This is a genomic window from Pseudarthrobacter sp. efr-133-R2A-89 (assembly GCF_030209315.1).
Taxonomy (GTDB): domain Bacteria; phylum Actinomycetota; class Actinomycetes; order Actinomycetales; family Micrococcaceae; genus Arthrobacter.
Genome location: NZ_JARVSE010000005.1, coordinates 366,248 through 384,449 on the forward strand (window position 1 = coordinate 366,248; position 18,202 = coordinate 384,449).

The 18,202-nt window shown below is 63.1% G+C and carries 15 protein-coding genes; 8 read left to right on the forward strand and 7 right to left on the reverse strand.

Going from position 1 to position 18,202, the window contains the following annotated elements:
• The first annotated feature begins 63 nt into the window (after positions 1-63).
• The gene (locus QRM95_RS10885) at positions 64-3,138 is read left to right on the forward strand and encodes a hypothetical protein (protein ID WP_284978251.1); all 3,075 of its coding nucleotides are present in this window, start codon (positions 64-66) and stop codon (positions 3,136-3,138) included.
• 53 nt (positions 3,139-3,191) lie between these two features.
• Here the strand turns inward: QRM95_RS10885 and QRM95_RS10890 are convergent, their stop codons facing one another.
• Positions 3,192-6,464: a glycosyltransferase family protein gene (locus QRM95_RS10890; protein WP_133830810.1), complete on the reverse strand. Its 3,273-nt coding sequence runs from the start codon at positions 6,462-6,464 to the stop codon at positions 3,192-3,194.
• Positions 6,465-6,625: 161 nt separating this feature from the next.
• Between QRM95_RS10890 and QRM95_RS10895 the strand changes: the two genes are divergently transcribed.
• Positions 6,626-7,111, forward strand: a complete 486-nt coding sequence (locus QRM95_RS10895) for a hypothetical protein (RefSeq protein WP_133830809.1) — start codon at positions 6,626-6,628, stop codon at positions 7,109-7,111.
• Positions 7,112-7,947: 836 nt separating this feature from the next.
• On the forward strand, positions 7,948-8,604 hold the full coding sequence (locus tag QRM95_RS10900; protein WP_133830808.1) for a uracil-DNA glycosylase: 657 nt from the start codon (positions 7,948-7,950) through the stop codon (positions 8,602-8,604).
• A 75-nt stretch (positions 8,605-8,679) separates the two neighbouring features.
• Here the strand turns inward: QRM95_RS10900 and QRM95_RS10905 are convergent, their stop codons facing one another.
• Together QRM95_RS10905 and QRM95_RS10910 are read right to left on the reverse strand one after the other, a co-directional pair.
• Positions 8,680-9,096, reverse strand: coding sequence for a hypothetical protein (locus QRM95_RS10905; RefSeq protein WP_133830807.1), 417 nt, complete (start codon positions 9,094-9,096; stop codon positions 8,680-8,682).
• Positions 9,068-9,367 carry a DUF4193 domain-containing protein gene (locus QRM95_RS10910; protein ID WP_133830806.1) on the reverse strand — a complete coding sequence of 100 codons (300 nt, stop codon included), beginning with the start codon at positions 9,365-9,367 and terminating at the stop codon, positions 9,068-9,070. Before QRM95_RS10910 ends, QRM95_RS10905 begins: the two co-directional genes overlap by 29 nt.
• Before the next feature lie 258 nt (positions 9,368-9,625).
• On the opposite strand from QRM95_RS10910, the gene QRM95_RS10915 reads away from it, so the two are divergent.
• The 3 genes from QRM95_RS10915 (at position 9,626) to QRM95_RS10925 (ending at position 11,185) form a co-directional block, all read left to right on the forward strand.
• A complete protein-coding gene (locus QRM95_RS10915) occupies positions 9,626-10,417 on the forward strand; it encodes a DUF6994 family protein (RefSeq protein WP_284975254.1) in 792 nt (263 codons plus the stop codon).
• A 65-nt stretch (positions 10,418-10,482) separates the two neighbouring features.
• Positions 10,483-10,989, forward strand: a complete 507-nt coding sequence (locus QRM95_RS10920) for a DUF6308 family protein (RefSeq protein ID WP_285247724.1) — start codon at positions 10,483-10,485, stop codon at positions 10,987-10,989.
• Positions 10,970-11,185 carry a DUF6308 family protein gene (locus QRM95_RS10925; protein ID WP_285247725.1) on the forward strand — a complete coding sequence of 72 codons (216 nt, stop codon included), beginning with the start codon at positions 10,970-10,972 and terminating at the stop codon, positions 11,183-11,185. Before QRM95_RS10920 ends, QRM95_RS10925 begins: the two co-directional genes overlap by 20 nt.
• A gap of 90 nt (positions 11,186-11,275) precedes the next feature.
• Here the strand turns inward: QRM95_RS10925 and QRM95_RS10930 are convergent, their stop codons facing one another.
• A complete protein-coding gene (locus QRM95_RS10930; RefSeq protein ID WP_243835338.1) occupies positions 11,276-12,091 on the reverse strand; it encodes a hypothetical protein in 816 nt (271 codons plus the stop codon).
• A gap of 220 nt (positions 12,092-12,311) precedes the next feature.
• On the opposite strand from QRM95_RS10930, the gene QRM95_RS10935 reads away from it, so the two are divergent.
• Complete coding sequence (locus QRM95_RS10935) at positions 12,312-14,975, forward strand: UvrD-helicase domain-containing protein (RefSeq protein WP_284975256.1); 2,664 nt, start codon at positions 12,312-12,314, stop codon at positions 14,973-14,975.
• A gap of 186 nt (positions 14,976-15,161) precedes the next feature.
• Positions 15,162-16,931, forward strand: a complete 1,770-nt coding sequence (locus QRM95_RS10940) for a recombinase family protein (protein ID WP_166651674.1) — start codon at positions 15,162-15,164, stop codon at positions 16,929-16,931.
• Positions 16,932-16,941: 10 nt separating this feature from the next.
• Here the strand turns inward: QRM95_RS10940 and QRM95_RS10945 are convergent, their stop codons facing one another.
• The 3 genes from QRM95_RS10945 to QRM95_RS10955 all read right to left on the reverse strand — a co-directional run bounded on the left by QRM95_RS10945 (position 16,942) and on the right by QRM95_RS10955 (position 17,952).
• Positions 16,942-17,172, reverse strand: a complete 231-nt coding sequence (locus QRM95_RS10945) for a hypothetical protein (RefSeq protein WP_133830802.1) — start codon at positions 17,170-17,172, stop codon at positions 16,942-16,944.
• Positions 17,173-17,309: 137 nt separating this feature from the next.
• Positions 17,310-17,639, reverse strand: a complete 330-nt coding sequence (locus QRM95_RS10950; RefSeq protein ID WP_374111515.1) for a hypothetical protein — start codon at positions 17,637-17,639, stop codon at positions 17,310-17,312.
• Positions 17,617-17,952 (reverse strand): hypothetical protein, encoded by a 336-nt coding sequence (locus tag QRM95_RS10955; protein WP_133830801.1) that lies wholly within the window; start codon positions 17,950-17,952, stop codon positions 17,617-17,619. Before QRM95_RS10955 ends, QRM95_RS10950 begins: the two co-directional genes overlap by 23 nt.
• Between the last annotated feature and the right edge of the window lie 250 nt (positions 17,953-18,202).

Consider the following 18,202-nt stretch of genomic DNA (forward strand, 5'->3'; position numbering starts at 1 on the left):
GGCGATCAATTCCCATCATGAGATGCCACGATGAAGTCCTCACCTATCCGGAAGCCCTCCACCATGACCTCGCCAGCCCAGCTCGCCACGATGATCCGCTTCTACCTCGAGACCCTTGGCGAGACCAACGCGCATCACCCGTTCGAGCAGCTGTGTCTCGGTCTGACCCGCCGTCGCATCGTCAGTAACGTCTTGCCTGCGACGGGCCCGGTCTCAGCCGGCGGCGACGGAGGACGTGACGCCGAGAGCTTCTGGAGCATGGTGGCCAAGGAGCTGCCGGACACGTCACTCTTCACCGCTCTTGCCACTGAGGATGCAGTCGTTCTCGCAGTAACTGCGCAGCGCGAGAACGTTCCGTCCAAGATCCGGTCTGATCTTGCGAAGATCTGCGGCAAGGGGGAGCCGGTCGACCGTGTCATCTATTTCACCGTCGCGCCTGTCGACACGGCGAAGAGGCATGAGCTCCAGGCACACGCGCGCGAACTGCATTCGATTGCACTGCAGATCTGGGATGCGCAGGCGATCGCGAACGAGATCGCCAGTGCGGACCTGTTCTACCTCGCCGTCGACTTCCTCCATCTGCCATCCTCCCTCGCGCCCGCGCGCGAAGAGTCCCGTGATGAGCTCCCTGACTGGTATATCGAGGAACGCAATCGCTGGCGAACACCTTCAGCCCGCTCAGGCTCGATGGGGGAGTTCGTCGACCTGCGGGAAGGCCTTCGGTTCTCCAGCCTGAATCCGGAGGCGCGTGCCGACCTGCCCGACTGGCTCGCTTCGGCGCGGGCACTGAGAGATGAGGCACATAGAAGAGACGATGTGCTCAACCGCATCGACTACGAAATCGTCCTCGCAACCGGGTTCGGGCTCAACACACTGAAGCCGGTCGACGGGATCCTCCGCGGCTACTTCGGGCGGCTAACCTCCCAAGCATCCGACTCCGGCGTGCTGGTCGACGCCATCACCCTGCTGCGCCTCGTGCAGGCGACGTTGCCGCGAGGCGGGACCACCATCACATCGGATGAAGCGGAGGCATGGACCGAGGACTTGGAGAGGGTGCTTGAAGCCAAGCTGCGTGCAGCGCCCGGGATGAATGCGAAGGCGGGCCTGCTGGCAGCCGGTGCGATCCTCGCTCTCGGTCCCCGGGGCTTCACGCCGGAGGAGCTCGACGAAGTCTCCGGACCTGGTCCGTTGATGTCGGAGATCCACCAGAAACTGAGCGCCGCCAAGCGGGAAGGACGCGGGCTTCCGGGTGTGCCGTCCGACGCGGAGCTGCGCGACCTCGAAGCAGGCATGAGGCATTTGGTCGACCTCGTGGAGACCCTGCCGGAGGCTCCGATGGTACCCCTGGATGAACTCATGTCGATCTTCGATTTCACATCGCCTGCCCTGATCGACCACCCTGACTATCTCAAGGTGCGCCAAGCGCTGGACGATGTAACGATCGAGCGCTCGGGGCGGGCTTCGGCAGGAGATCGGGCACAAAGCCGCGCCATGGCTCTGCTCCAAGGAGGCCGGGCCCTAGACGCCCTTCGTGAGATTCATTCCGCGAAGTTCAGCTGGCTCAACGGCGACGCTGCCGAGGGCGCGGCCATCATGATGCTGCTCGCGTCGGCCGTATACAGCGACCTCGGACTTCCGCTGGCCGCGAAGCAGTACGCGATGAGCGCGGTATCGGTCGCAAGAATGAGCGGCGGCCCCGATCTCGCCGTCCTCGTGGCCCGGGGCATCATCCTGACTGCGACGTACGAGCACCAGGCCGGCCAGTGGCTAACCGCCACCGAAACGTTCAAAATCGGGATCTGGGCGCAGGCGCAACTGGCGGGTGATCCGTGGAGCTTCGAGCGCTATCCGTATTTCATGGACATGCTGATCGACCAGTGCCACGTCCTGCGGGCCGCGTCTTCGCTTCGCCCCGGGCTGTTGCCTGCCATCGAACGCGTGGTCCAGTCCACCGAGCTCGATGAGCTCGTCGCTCCGATGCTGGCCTCGGTCGCGCACATTGAGCCCCCCGGAGAGGATGAGACCGCAGACGCGGCGGACCGCGGGGGCCTTGGGCGGCCCTTCTCCGATGCAGGCCCGGTGCGCGAGTACAGCTGGGCCGCGCTCGGCAATGTATGGGTCGTGACCGCCCCGAACGAGCGGGCCCACGTACTCGCGGCCGAGAGATTCGTGGCGGCTGTGCAGATCACCCTCGCTGACCTCGCCGGCGAGGACCTCCTTCTCGTGCCAGGTGAGATCCGCGTCGAGGTCGAAGTCTCGGACCGGCCCGTGGAGCCCGGATCGGTGTTCACCGCGGAGTCGGAGCGCGACCGTGGCACAGTCGGGCATCGGGTGATCCTCTCCCGTTCGGGAGCCTTGGCACCCGAAGCGGACCAGCTCGAGGTCACCTCCGCTGTGCTCCAGGCGATCGTCACCCAGTCGCTCCTCGGGCAGCCGGCATTCATCGCCGTGATGGAGCGGACCTTCGAACGCGGGCTTCCGCACATGCTGACCTGCGTGCGTCCCTACGACGACCTCGTCGACGTTCACAAAGATTCGTTCTACGACGGGATCAGCGGATTGTCAGGGGGTCTCATCGGAGCCGACAGGCCGCGGTCGCCAAAGCCCGCCACCGGACTGCGCAGGAAGCTTCCGGAACATGCATCGGCCTACGACCGTGCCGCGTCCATTGATGCGATCGCCGCACGATACGAGAAAATGCTGCCACCGGTGCGGCTGACGCTCCCGCGGCTTGCTGGGGACACGGACTTCATCAAACTTGTGACATCGCTGCGTGCCGAAGGGTGGAAGGACTGGCACCTTCTCCTCGCGGTCGTCAACATTGTGGTCAATGGACGCGCAGCGCAGCGCGGCCTGAACATGACAACCTCGATTACCAAGGCCGACGTCGAACGAGTCAGTTTGCTCACGCAGGAGGAGGAACGGGAGGAGGACCCGGAGCCGCCGCTGAAGATTTTCACCGAAGACAGGATGTGGTTTCACCTCTCGAACGCCGCGCTCACGACCGTACGTCGGTGGGGACTGGAGGTGCGCCTCAACCGTGTGGACCCACGATCGTTCCTCGGACTCCTGGGCGACCGCTTCAACTACTGGGACGACGACGTTGAACATGAGCCAATCTTCACGACGCCGCGCTGATCTTCCTGTCGCATGCGTCTCCTGTTCCGGCCAGACCCTGTTCAGCCCGTCAGCTACTGACAGCTGTGCGGGTGGCCGACTGTTGGGAGCGACGCTCGTGATGTGCCTGCAGAAATCGACGCGTGCCGCCTTGTGCTCATGCCGTTCGCCACGAACCGGACCAGCGGCTCGGCATCGTTCGTCAGCACGTCCAGAACCTCATCGGGCGTGTCAGGATTCAGTGCAACGAGCAATGCCAGGTCGACGCTGCGTGCCGCCAGATCAAGAAGTACGCCGGCAGGCGTAGCGCCGTTGAAGGCGACTGCCTGAAGAACAAGCTCGTCGCTGTCTTCGGCGAGGGAAGCGAGCAGGTTTGCCGGCGAGTGAGGATTCGCAGCCACGGCTCGTCGCACGTGTGTGCTTCGTCGTTCTCCGCCGAGGAAGGAGAGGATGTCCGCGTCTGCGTTCGGGTCAAAGGCCACCAGCAGCCGCACTTGGGCCCGGCTGTTCGCAGCCATTTCAAGGAGCATGGCGCGGTTCGTCGGTGTCGGGGCTTGTTTCTGGTTGAATTCGGCAACGGCATCATCGAACGATTCACCCCGGCGGTGGAACACCTCTCGTGCTCCAGGATTCGCTAATGCAATTTCCCGCACCTCTTGTGATTCGTCATTCAGCAGGCGCTCCAGCACGTCGAGAGGGAGATTGGCCCGGTCCGCTACGCCTTGACGCACCCTTGGCGACGCATCATGCGATAGTGCAATGATCGTCGCTGGCAGAGTCGATTCGTTTCCTGAAACCCGTGTTCGGACGTACTCGTCCGGGTCCATCGAGAGCTTCTCCAGAGCGTCGACCGGCGTGCGTGGGTTTGCCGCGACGGCCGCCTGGATGTAGCGGTCCGCAACGCGGGCGAGCCTGGTCAGCACAGCGGGCGGTGTTCGCTCGTGACTCGCTGCAACGTCGCGGACATCGGGGTCCCGATGACGGCTCTTGGACAGACGGACCAGAGCCTCCTCGATCACGCCCCCCGGTACCTCCGAAGACGCCAGATCGATAACCGCGGCGAGCACACCAGGAAGACGCCAGTCCGGCGCGTCGTGCAAAACCGAGGTCGCCGTATCAGCGATGAGCTCCGTGGGCGTGCTCGGGTTCTGAAGAACCTCAAGGCGCACCTCCCACTCCGGGTCAGAAGCAAGAGCAACCATAGCGCTCTGGGGGAGCCGTTCATGCCGTGCGACGGCGCAACGGACATCGAAGTCATCATCGGCGGCCAGCCGCATGAGCACGCCGAGCGGGAGGTCATCAAGCTCCGCAAGGAACACCCGTGAACCTGCATCCCGGCTCTTGAGCATCTTCTCGATGAGTATGCCTCGGTCCTCCGCGCCGACGGACGGGTTCGCCACCAGTCGCGCACGGATTGTCGGCGACGTGCTGGCAAGCAGCTGCTCCAGCACGTCAGGGGGAGTGGAACGATGCGAGGCCAGAACCGACAGCACCTCGTCGTTGTATCGTGCCCGATCCTGACGATCCATGTTATTGAAATCGCTGGATCCGTGCGTGCGGAACTGCAGCCGTGCAGCGCGTGATGTTCCGAGCTCAGTAAGCAAGGAAGCGAGGTGGTCGTCGACCTTGTGCACCGTCCGGCAGAGCGCGCGCCAGCGGATGGCGGGGTCAGGATCCTGCAGCAGGGCGTCACGTATTCCGTGATGATCGACAGGTCGTTGCCATGCTGCCGCTCTCCGCAGCTGCGCCGGACGGTCGGCGCTCATCAGATCCGATGCGATGTCATTCGGCAGTCCTGCCCGGAGCCATGCAGGCACCTCAAGCCGGCGTTTCGCCTGCATACCCCAGCGCCAGCTCGCGTCCGGAATCGGCAGTCTAGTTGCCCATATCGCTGACGCGCCGTTGATCATCATGATGAAGTTGCAGAGCCACGTTGCGTCCGACGTCGGGCTGACAGGGGCCCTGTCGATGCTCATGATGGTGCCCGCCGGAGCGGGCATCCCAGAAGGGCGCGCTCCTGGCTGAGACAACAGGACGACCGCTCCGTCGTTCGAGCGCGCCGTCCACTGCACGCTGGCGTCCGGATCCGACGCCAGGGCTTTGATGACTTCATGCTTCGCACGTGGATTCGCGGCGACAGCGCGGCGGACCGCGACGCTCTTGTCGCGCGCAAGAGTCAGCAGGATGTCATCAGGTGCCGCTTCGTTCATCGCGACGCCTTTGCGGACACTCCATGCGCGATCCGCGGCAAGCGCACGCACCGTTGCCTCTGGTGTGACAGTGTTGCGCCCGACGCGGCTCCGGATGCTTGGGTCCTCGCTCAGGGCCAGTTTGTCCAGCTTCTCAAAGTGCGTGTGCCGATTCTCGGCGAGGATCTGGTGTTTGTGGCGCTCGGGCACTGGCTCCTTGAGCGCGATCTGCTGGTTTCCGGTGGTGCGCACAAAGCCTTCCCGCAAGGAGGGGAGGAGCATCTCCGGGTCCCCGGAAAGCAGCCGCGTGAGGCTCCACGTCGGCATCAGACCCTGGCGCGGAAGCCAGATCCCGACCTGGCGGATGCCGAGACGGTCGTCGAGGTCGAGCATGACGTACCCGAGGAGCTGCAACAGGAAGCCGCGTAGCTCGGACACGCTGAGCCGGTTGTACACCTTGCAGTCGATCAGAGTGTCGCCGATGATCCAATCAGCGTCCGCGCCGCCCACGAGCTCCGACCCCGCGAACCCGGGGTTCGACGCAAAATCTGTTCCGTCTGCGATCTCGCCGCACCATTCCTCGAGCTGCATCCGGCCGGCCTCGACGAGAGAGCCGATGTCGGCCACCATCATCGGGCTGATCTGGTCCGCGAAAGAGGGTCCGTCGCTGGCATTGTCCAGCAGCTTCCCGGTTCTGCCGCTCAGCGCCCGTGCCCCGGACCGCAGGACACGCTCGCAATGGGCAAGAAGGACTGAGGCCCGATCAAGATCAGTGTCATTCGCCGGATGGTGCAGCAATGCCTGCGCGACGTCGAATGACTCAGCGAGAACTGACACCCGATGGTGACCGTTCTCGACCCAGGCAGTGTATTCGGCTGCCCGGGCTACGCCTGCCGCGGCGGCTGATGCCCGCGGATCGAAACCACCGAGTTCGATCCGTGCACGGAAATCGAAAGCCGTGCCTGAAAGTGTGCCATCAACCCCGGCCGCCCGCGGGATAACGACTTCAGCGTCAACGAGCGCGGTGAGTCCGAGTTCGCCGGCAGCAATCCGCGCGCCCGCGGTGTTGCCGGCCGAAGCTTCAAGGCGCGGTGAGACCCGCTCAAGGTAGGCCCGCACCGGTGAGCCGGAATCCTTCAAACAGTCAGTGAGGCTCAACTCTGGTCACGCTCTAAGAAACTTGGCCGTTGGTTCATGCCCTTAGCGTACGTGGGCCCTACGACACGAGAAGATCAGGCTGCCGAAGTCTTGCGTCGTCCGAGCACCGACTTCGCCGATTCACCGCGATGCTGATCTACCCATGAATCTATGATGATCCCGTGACGATTCCTGACTTGAGCGCACTTACTCTTTCTGAGCTGCTCCAACTGCAATCGCGCATCGGACAGGAGATTATTCGCCGCGGTGTCTCCCGCACATCCGGCAGTATTCAAGGTGAGGTCGGCGAAGCTCTGGCGCTGGCGGTCTACGGTGGCGTCCTTGCGCCCCCTGGGACGAAGGGATACGACCTAACTGACGCGCTGGATCGCAAGATCCAGGTGAAGACGCGTACGTTGCCGAGGGGAGTGGACCGCATGTTCCAGTTCGACTCGCTCGACATCGATCTGGCTCTGTGCATTAGATTCGACCGGGAAACGAACGCGTTGGATTGGGCGCTGGAGTTTACGGGCGAAGAGCTCCGGAATCTCGTCAGCCCTCACGCCCGTGGTCCGAGACTTCCGATGGTTCGGGCGCGCCGCAGTGGGATCGACGTGACGGCGAAGTTTCGGTCGGCTTACGAGGCACTGGCTGGCATGAAGGGTTGAGGTGTGCCGTTGATCTTCCATGATTGCTCCGCACCAGGCCGATGCTGCTCTCTCATCACCGACTCCACCAACGGTAAGCAATACATCGGGAAGGCGGACGGGGCTGAGCGTGTCCTCGGTCGGTGGACGAGCTACGCTGGCGATGGTCACGGCGGAAACGTCGCTCTCCGCGAACTTGCCTACGACAATGCAGCCGGAGAGACTACAAAGACAGACCACGCCCGGCACTTTGTCTTCAACCTTTGAGCGTTTTCGGACCCAGCACACCTTCCACGAAAGTGGATTCAGCGGAGTCGCACTACAAGGACGCGCTGATGACACGACAATTCGGCCCCGACAGAAACTGATCAATAGATGACACCACGTCCACGCCGTGCCTGGCGGGCGGCAGCAAAAGCCAAGCAGGAGTCCAAGGAATTGGGGGAGCTGCACGCGGTTGAACCAGCGTCGCGCCGTAGCGATGGTTCACCCAGGGTAGGCCCGGGCCAGGTTTACGCGGTGAGCTCGGGAAAGGTCTATCACCCGGCCTGGTGTAACTCAGTGGGCAATGTCTGGGACGAAAACCCGAAACGGCTTCTGGTCGTCGAGGAGACCGGTGTTGGCGGCCGGAAGGCCTGCAAAGCCTGCGACGAACCCTTGCAGGCCTGACTTTCTACATTTGGCGGCTAGCCGGAACACTAAGATCTTGTCGCTTCGTAGGCGGCTTCCTGGATGCCCCTAAGTATCTCACTGGTGCAGCGTCCGTTCCGGGTGGCTTGTCCTAGCGGTCCCGTGAGGGCGGAAACACGACAATGCCACGGACCGGGATGGGGCTGGACGGCGGCTAGTATCCAAGGATGGTCAAACAGATGAGGGACGCGGCCTTCAAAGCTGAGCAGTTCGCCGGTGTGCACCTTCCACACGTCACTGCAGTGAACCAGCTGGTCGAGTCCCTCCGGGAGCCTGAGCCTTCGACCGGCCGGGGGTGGGTGCCGTACGTCGCGCCTCTTCATGGGGGCTCGGAGGCCCGGATCCTGAGCATTTTGCGTGATCCCGGGCCGATGACCCACGAGACCATGGGCTCCGGAATGCTGTGCGTGGAGAACGACGACGATTCCGCAGCCCTCCAATGCCAACTGCTCGCCTCGGTGGACCTGACGCCTGCTGACCTGACCCCTTGGAACGCCTACCCGTGGTACCGCCACGATCAGTCCAGCGGTCTGAGGAGCCCGCAGATCACGGAAGGGCTGAACCCTTTGGCCCGGTTGATCGACTTGATGCCAAAGCTCGAAGTTGTACTCCTCCAAGGCGGCGAAGCGCAGACCCTGTGGAAGCGGTTCGCCCGCAAACACCCCCGTGTCGCTGCCCGATATGCAGCAGTGGAAACCTACCACCCCGGCAGGACGGCACTCAGAGACCCTGATCCGACAGTTCGGGAAGCCCGTGCCAACCGCCGTTTCGAAGCTTTTCGCGAGGTTCGTCAGATTCTGGACCGCGGGCAGGATGCCCGCTAGGTCGGGTACATGTGCAGCCATTTATCCATGCCCTCCACGAAGCCATCTGACTTCGGATACGGCAGAGCCAAGCCGCTAGTTGCGCTTTTCGGCCGGCCGGTACCTGTCACCAAAGGCGACCAAGGAGCTCTGGAGCAGCGTCATGCTGCCCAGTATGTCCACTGGCCGGGAACGGGTTTCTGCCGGCAGCGGGCTGACCATCCAGGCGGCGAACACGTTATGAGGAATCTTCAGGATCATCGCCTGATCAAAGAGACGCAGCACAGGTTCGTGGAAAAGCCCATCTTTGAGCTGGAAGCCCGGGCAGAAGGTTCCCTCGCCGATGAATACCCGAACTGCCCGGCGCATGGCCTCCGGGTCGCCGAGGGATTGGAAATGCGTCTCCAGGTCTGCCGCTGTCGGCAGGGTGAATTCTTCGCGGATGCTGTTCCAGATATGCTCCGGAACAGCCGGCCAAAACCGCTCAGCCTTCGCATTCGACGCAGTAGGCATGGCCGTCCTTCTCGCGGGCCTTCTGCGAACGGTGGCGGACCAGGAAGCAGGACCAGCAGGTGAACTCATCGTCAGCCTGCGGGATGACCTGGACGACCAGCTCTTCGGCAATGAACTCCCCGCCAGGGGTCAGGCCGTCCAGGGCGTCAGCCTCGTCGAGCTCCTGAACCACGGATTTCGCATCCGGGGCTTTGGCGGACTTCAGGGCCTCCAGGGAGTTTTCCTGGGATTCCTTGACGTCGGTGCGCAGTTCATCGTAATCGGTTGCCACGGAGGTGCATCTCTTCTCTGTTGATGGGGATTACCGATCCTGCAACGTACAGGACACGGGAAGAATTCCATAAAAAAGCGGCTGCATGGGCACACAATCAGAACCCCAGGGAACATGAGCATTGCCGAGAGTCAGTCGCACACGTGGGGTTTCAATATCAGGAAGTGACACCTAGTCTGGGACAGAGCCGATGGCCGCGACATTTGCGGACCCAACCACCGGTTCGTTCGTCTTATAACTCTGGTCTTTGGGGGAACCTTGAGTGATCCGGAATACCCGCAGCAGCAACAGCCGCGCGTCTTCGATACTTCGTTCAACTACATGACCGACACCCCTCCAGGGACTGACCCGGACAGTGGCAGTCCGAATCTCCGGGCGGACCACGAGCTGCTGTGGACCAAGACGCTGAACTCCGGCGTCCTGTTCGAACCGACCGCGCCGCCGAAGCGTACGGACGGCTACCTCATCTTCACCGACCCCTCCAGAGCGATGCATTGGTACGGCAGTGACGCCATCACCCACTCCTACACCGGCCGGGCACGTACGGCGTCTCTGGCGAACGCCATCGCCTCGCTGAATGAGGAGCAGCGGGCCCGCTACCTGAAGCCGCCGTACACCATCGGCAGTGCGATGATCTGGCCCGTCAGGAAGAAGGACCGACCCACGATGAACCAGGCGAGGGGGCTCAGGTCGCTCATCGCCGACCGGATGGATCTGACCCTGGAGTGCATCCGGCGTCATTACGCAGGAGAACCGGAGAGCCCACTGGCCAATGTCATCAACGCGTACGCGGACTTCTTTGCGTTCTTCGACGGATTCAAGGAGTTCGTGGACTTCTTCCACTTTCAAGACCTCGTGACGCCCGACTACGAAGAGGTTCGGTTCTACCTTCCCTTCGACAACTTCAAGCGTTCCGGGATGCCGGCCACAAAAGACGAGTACGTAACGTACCGGGAGGCCACGCTGGAGTTCATCGCGGCACGGAACCGTCGGATGGCCGCTTGGGTCATGGAGAACCACCCCGGGATTGAGGTTCGCCATACAGACTGACTACCCAGCGACGTCGCAGGGTCAGTCAGGGTCATAGTCCGCGGATTGAAGCCATAGGGGGATTCATGGAACTACCAGCCATCCTGAAAGAAGAGAACGTCGAAGCCGCAGCCGAACTGCTCCGGCGCTACTACCTTGAACCGTCCAGAAAGACGGGGCTGCTCAGTACCGGCAGTTACTTTGATGAATGGGCGAACCGCGGCGACAACCCGCAGGTGAGGGACAGGATCACCGACAGCGACGCTGTCGCCGTGTCCATGCTCAGCGTCAAAGTGCCGGCCCAGGCCATCATCGGACTGCAGGAGGAGCTGTTGGCGGGGAAAATACAGGATCTCCTGGCTGATATACCCACCGACGTGAAGATGAGCGACCTCACGGTCGCGGAAGCGGAAGCCACTCTCGGGGAGGGCAGCCCCTCATGGCTGCTCTGGCAGGAGCTGAGACGCACACCCAAAACGCGCTGGGATGTCGGGGCCACCACAGCCAGCAAGATCATGGCGAGGAAGCGACCGCATCTCATCCCCATCTGGGACAAAGTAAATTGGGGCAGTCGTGGGCAAAGACACCTCTGAAGGCCAATGGCTGAATTGGCACAATCTCTTCATGAAAGACCCCGACCTTGCTGGACGATTGGGGCGCATTCACAAGCTTTCTACGGTCCACACACCCATTTCCGAACTGCGCATCATGGACGCCATCCTGTGGCGCTACGGCAAGGACCATGGCATCAAGGGCGGGCGAGCCGGCAAACTCGGAATCGCCGGCTGAAGCACAGCGAAGCCACGACAAACTTGGTCGAATCTCGAAACCGCCCGCGCCAGCTTCGCAGCCGGCCGATGTCGTCCGATGAAGGAATAGCTACGAGTTCGGAGCTTCGTATGAGTACGGAAACGAGCCCCCGACGCGACCGGACAATGCAGTCAGCTCTGCCTCGGTTTCCCTGAACCGGATCACTTGAGGGCCCAATGTGTTGACCCCCTCCGGTCCCTTCACCACGAGGGTTCGCGCTATGGTCCTGCCCAGTTGATCCAGTTCCTGGTTGAGTCGCCGCAATTCTGCCTGCTCGAATTTGGAGCGCTTCATCACTTCAGGGTGCCTGTCGCATTGCGTGCAGCGTCCCCTCGGGCCCACATCAGCCATCATGGTCACATAGATGCCTCTTTGGCCGGATCGCCACTGACCATCCATGATCGAGCACCACTGAGTGTGGAACAGTTTCCCGGTTCGTGTGACGTACACCTGTCCGTAACCTGCCACAGGTGACCCGTCGTCACGGTGGCTTTGCGGCTCAACGCGAACGAGCGGCCGTTCCTTTGCCCGGTGCTCAGCTTTCGCTTCTTCTTTGAGTCGCAGCCTCTCTGCCCGCTTCTCCGCACGCTCCAATTTGGAGCGCTTCTTCTCTGCAGGGTCCTGGTCGCATTGCGGGCAACGTCCCCGCAGGCCCACATCCGCAAGCATGGTCAAGTAGATGCCTCCATTGGTGGCGCGCCAGTGGCCGTCCATGATCCCACACCATTGAGTGTGGAACAGCTTGCCCGACCGGGTCACATACGCCTGACCTTCACCTGCGATGGGCGACCCGTCGTCACGGTGGCTTTGCGGCTCAACGCGGACGAGCGGCCGTTTCGTTTTCGCCCCGTGGTCGGCTTTCACTTCTTCGTGTGTGGTGCTCACAACCCGTTCCTTCTCCCAAGACCTCTGCCATATCCTTCCATGATGGGGAGGTCCACCTCCACCATGCCATCGAAGGGTTGACGGGCAAGCCCGCCGAGTCCAGTACCTGCGGATCAGCACGAACCCGGTGAACGCACTCGACGACACACAATTCCTCGCTGATACCGTGGAAAGAGGGCAAATAGTCTCCTTTTGAAGACGTGTGTGAGTCGGGGGAAGCATGACGGAGTGGAAGCCGGGTTGGTGGGCACGCGCGTTCAGAGGTGCCGGGTCATGGGTGCTGTCGATCCGTGAGGGCCGCCTGCGCGTCTGCGGAATCCCCCGGGAGGTGGACGCTGATGTCATCGACGTCCTCAGACTCGCAGTCGATGAAGGCTCAGGGCAGCTCATCGTCACTCTCGTCCACGGGACGGAGACGGTGCTCAATGGGCTGTCTCGTCGCGCGGTGCGTGAGGTTGCCGCTGCGTACCGCTCCGAGCTCGATGAGCGACGGCATCTCGCCGCCCTGCTCTCAAAGGCTGAGGAGCAGGGCGAGGCGGCCGGCCTGTGGTGGTCCCGGGTCCGGGATGTGATGGACCGACTACGGTGGGCGGACCAGGACACGATCGCCGCGCTCGCGGACTCCCGTCCGGACGTCGCTGTGTGGCTGGCTGCCGACAGCGATCCGCGGCTCTCCGGGCTTCCCAGGGGCAAACGTGAGGACCAGCGTGCCGCAGTCGACGCCTGCTGCACCACTGACTTGTCAAGGTGGGCTGCCCAGCGCAACGAGGCGTTCCTGGAGTGGGAGAAAAACGACCTTGCCGACTTCTTCCGCAAGGTCGAGAAGTCGCCGTTGACGGAAGAGCAGACGAGGGCGACGGTCTGCTTCGACAACCGGGTGCGTGTTATCGCGGCCGCGGGCTCCGGGAAGACGTCGACGATGGTAGCCCGCGCCGGGTATGCGATCCGGCGTGGCATCGCCCAGCCGACGGAGATCCTTGCCCTCGCATTCAACAAGAAGGCAGCCGGTGAGCTCTCGGAGCGGCTTGTCTCCCGCCTCGGCGATGACGGTGCGTCGGTAGCGTCGAGCACTTTTCACGCCTTCGGACTGCGAGTCGTCGGTGAAGCCACCGGTCGAAAACCTTCAGTCCCCGATGACATCACCAATGGCAACGGGATCGGGCGGCTCGCGGCGATCGTTGATGGGCTCCGTGACCGGGACCCGGCCTTCCGGCGTGACTGGGACCTTTTCCGGCTCGTGTTCGGCAGGCAACTGCCGGACCTCGGGGACGAAGACGAGCCTGAGACGTGGGACAGGAACAAAGGTATTAACGGCTTCGGCACTCTCGCAGGGGAGGTCGTTAAGAGCCAGGAAGAGGTGATGATCGCAAACTGGCTCTTCCTGAACGGCGTCCGATACGAATACGAGCGACCCTACGCGCACGACGTTGCGGACGCGCACCACCGTCAGTATCAGCCGGACTTCTACTATCCGGACATCGACGTCTGGCATGAGCACTGGGCGCTCGGTTCAGACGGCAACCCGCCGCCAAATTTTGACGGGTATGCCGAGAGTATGGCGTGGCGGCGTCAGACCCACACTCGATACAGCACAAGACTTATCGAGACAACCTCGGCAACCATCCGGGACGGGTCCGGGTTCGAGCACCTCGAACAGGAGCTCCGCCGACACGGAATCCAACTCGAGGAAGACCCCTACCGGGAGGCGGTAGGGGAGTCTCCGATCACCGAACCAGCCATGATGACGCTGATGCGGTCGTTCATGGCCCACGCGAAGGGCAACCGCCTCACCCCTGACGTGCTGACGCAGCGGGCCGGCCGAACCTTGCGGGCCAGGCTCTTCACACGCCTGTACGGCGTCATCCTCGCCGAATGGGACCGTCAGCTCCGAGCTGCGGGCCAGATCGATTTCGAGGACATGCTGAATCTCGCAACCGATCACGTCGAGTCGGGCCGGTGGACGAGTCCATACCGGCTCGTCATGGTCGACGAGATGCAGGACACCAGCGCTGCACGCGCGGCGTTGGTTCGGGCGCTGATGAAGACTTCTGGAAACTACCTGTACGCGGTCGGCGACGACTGGCAGTCCATCAACAGGTTCGCGGGCTCAGACCTCGGTGTGATGACCCGCTTCGATAATTGGTTCGGGACAGCGTCCACCATCTGGCTGGACCGCACCTTCCGGTCCCCGCAGTCCCTGTGCGATGTCGCGGGTGGGTTCGTGATGAAAAACCCCAATCAAATCTCCAAGAACGTCCGATCTTCAGCGCCGGAGGCTGGCGAGACCGTATGCGCCGTCAGTGTACGGGAGCGCAGCCACTACGGATCGGCCGTCCGGCAGCACCTGACAACCCTTGACTCAGAGCTCACGGAGCCAGCCACTGTGCTGCTGCTCGGCCGGTACTCCCGGTCCAAGGACGATGTCACCTCGGCCCTGGAAGCCAGATACGCCAACCTGACCATCGAGTTCAACACCGTGCACGCCTCGAAAGGAAAGGAGGCAGACTACGTCGTTGTGCTCGGCCTTGAGAGGAACGGATTCCCCAGCATTGTCGAGGATGATGCTCTCCTGCAACTGGCCATGTCCGCCCCTGACTCCTACCCACACGCAGAAGAACGACGCCTGTTCTATGTCGCACTGACCCGTGCCAAGCGCTCAGCGCTCCTGGTCACGCGCGCCGGTAGGGAATCAGCGTTCCTCCTCGAGCTGGTCGGAGATCGTGTCGTCAAGATCCGATCCGCGACAGGCGACGACATCACCCCAGTGGTCTGCCCGAAATGCAAGAAACACACGATGAGGGAACGCAAAGGGCCCTACGGCCGGTTCTTCGGCTGCGCCGGGTACCCGACCTGCAATGGAACGATGAAACTCGCTGATAGTTAGGGACAAGGATGCCTTCCATGTTCCGAGGCGCAGGTTCTACGCTTGGCGATATTTTGGCCGACTGACGCGTCCAACCCACGTGGTCGGCCAAGCCGAGCCTTGCGGAATGCAGCACTTGCAGAGGCCATCATCACACCGATACGCAGACCACGCGGGTCACCACCCTTAAAAATGTATGCTTTACGGGTGCGAGCCGTTGCCTATATCCGCAGGTCCAAAGACCCCACCGAGGGCAACGCGTCGCTCGTCGACCAGCGTGCCTGGATCATGGCGGAGAGCCGGAAGCTCCACCACACGGTCGCCAAGCACGACATCTTCGAAGAAGTCGTCAGTGCCTACCGTGACCGGCACCGCCCCGAGCGCGACCGCCTCGAAGGGGTCCTCGCCGAAGGCGACGTCAAGGCGCTCTACGTCCGGGACCTCGACCGACTGGCACGGCGGTTGATGGACACCGCCCGCATCGTCGACACCTGCAACCGCCACAACGTCACGATCTACACCCATGACCGCGTGTTCGCCCCTCGATCGCCCGACACCATCCTGCTGATCTCCGTCCTCGGCGGCCTGGCGGAGACCGAGGCGGCGACCACGAGCAAGCGGCTGAAGCGCACCGCCGAGAACATCCGCCAGAAGGGCGGCTGGAACGGCCCTGCCCCGTACGGCTGGATGCGGCCCGAACAGCGCAACGCCGACGGCGTGAAGACGCTGAAGCTGCACCCGGAGGAGAGCAAGACCGTCCGCCGCATCGTCGAATGGCGGCTCGACGGACTCTCCGTCGCCGAGATCGTCCGGGAGCTCAACCAGCAGGGCCTGACCAACCGCGAGGGCCGGCCATTCCAATACCGCGCCGTCGCCTCCCTACTGCGCCATCCGCTCCTGGCTGGATACAACTCCCTCACGGCCAAGGCCGATGGACGCAGCGGCGGCCCAGGTCCGGACTTCCGCGACACGCGCAAGATCGTCATCGACAAGGATGGGCGTCCGGTCAAGAGTCATGAGGCGGTCTGCACGGAGGCCGAGTGGGAAACCCTGCGCCTGCTGATGAAACCCCAACCGCTCAAGCGGACCCGGGCCCGCGCCGGAGGCCTTCCCCTGGTCGGCCTCGTCTACTGCGCCGGCTGCGGCACCAAGATGACCAGCAACAGGTCGATGGGTGAGTCGGGATCGTACGTGTGCAACGGACGGATGCGCGGCGCTGACTGCCCCGGCGTTGCAATCAACCGGGAAGCCCTGGAGCGCTTCATCCGCGACGTCGTCGCCGGATCGCTCGACAGCCCCGAGGTGATGGAGCTGCAGGCCGAGAGGCTGAACCAGGCCGCGGAAGGGAGCGCGAGCTCGGAGTTGTCCGAGCTCCACGAACAGGCTGATGCCCTGGGGGACTCCATCCTGATCCTGCGGGCCCAGATCAACACCGCGCCGGCCAGCGCGATGTCGGCACTGCTGAACCGCATCGGTGAGGAGGAGGCCCTCAAGGGACAGATCGAGATGCGGATCTCGGAGAAGACCGAGGGGCGACCGAGGGCGATCCCCGACATCAGCGGGGCCGAGTTCCTCGAGCTCTCCGAGACAGAGCAGAAGTCGATCATCAGGGCCTTCCTCCGCAAGGTCGTGGTCTACGCCGACGACGGAAAGCGCGGGTCGGTCAAGGGGATGTTCGGCTCCCAGGGCACGAACCTGAGCCGGATCGGCTTCTGGTATCTCGGCGAAGCTGACGACCAGGAGCCGCGCCGCGGGGGCGGGTACTCGCTCATGCCCTCGAACGGCAGCTACCAGTGCCCCAAGTGCGAAGAACCCCGGACGTTCCGCTACCGGAACAACCTGCGCCACCACATGAACTACGCGCACCCGCAGCCAGTGCCGTGTCCTGAGTGCGGCCAGGAATTCCCTTTGCCCGGGCTGCCCAGCCACCGCCGCAACAAGCACGGGGTCAAGGGCTCACGCCAGTCCTGGAGCTGACTCTCGGGGACTAGGCGGCCCGACGGCGACCCAAGCGCGCAGGCTTGGCAGCCTCAGCTGCCCCCGCCCGCCGGATGGCCACCGAGGCCGCCACGGCGGCTCCGGCCTGGATGGCCTCCACCGGGATCGGGCGGAGGGCGATCGCGGCTGCAGCTGCCGCCGAGATCTGCACTGGCCTGCGCGGGGAGGCAGATGCAGACAAAGCCACACCGCGTTCAGCGGTGGTGACCTGTCCTGCCATGACTGCCTGCCTCAGATAGCTGTGCTTTGAATGCCTATCGGCACTCTATCAACTAATGAGTCAGAGGATCAATCGAATGGAATCTGATACGAGTCGAATCGTCACACTCGGGGATGAGTCGACGGGATGGAGCGGGCTCAGGCCGCGGCAGCCCCGGTGTCACTGATCCCGGCCAGCAGCCACTGCTCGGACAAAGGGTCGCGGCGCAGCTCGAAGGTTCGCAGCGCCGAAGTGGACGTCAACCGGACCTGAACCTGCCAGTGTTCGACGCTGATCAGGTCGCCGCTGCCCACCGGTGCCCGCTTGGCGGTGTTCCACCAGTCGGCACGGGTGAACCAGTGCACAGGTTCCGCGGCCACGGCCCAGATCCTGCCGTCATGCCTGACGGCCAGGGGAACCCCCTTCGCCGTGAAGCGGACCTCCACCGGAGCGTCCAGAGGTTTGCTATTTGATGCTGTTGCTGCCACGGGTCCGCTCTTCAAGATTCCTGTTCATCATTTCTTCCCGGCGGGTAACCGCCGAACTCCACACCCAGGTCCGGTACGTCACCGGCCCGTCCTTCCATGTCACTTCGACCGCTTTCGCTGTCCAGGCGAAGACCTCGCCGTCCACCAGTTCGGCGCAGTTCGGGAACCGGATCCATGCCTTGACGGGGATTCCGGGATACCCGTTCTTTGTCGGGAAGTGTTCGAAGTCGAGCTCTTCCACGGTCAGCCCGATCGGGCCGGCCCGCCGCGCATACTGCGCTTGCAGTGCAGCGGCGAACTCTTCGGAGGACATAACACAACCTTAGAACACATATTCGAATAGGCGACCCACAAAGATGGCGGCTACGGCCGGCCGCCTCGCTCCCGGGAATCACCATTGGTCCTGTTTTTCGATCCCCTGGGCACCAGGCTATAAAAGGGCTCCGACAACGTCCGGAACGGACTGATCCTGGTCCGCTGCCGGCTCGGCACAAAACGGCGTAGTGTCCGACAATGGGGACATGCCAGCTGCTTCTGCCCCCTGCACCGTCCACCACCTCTAC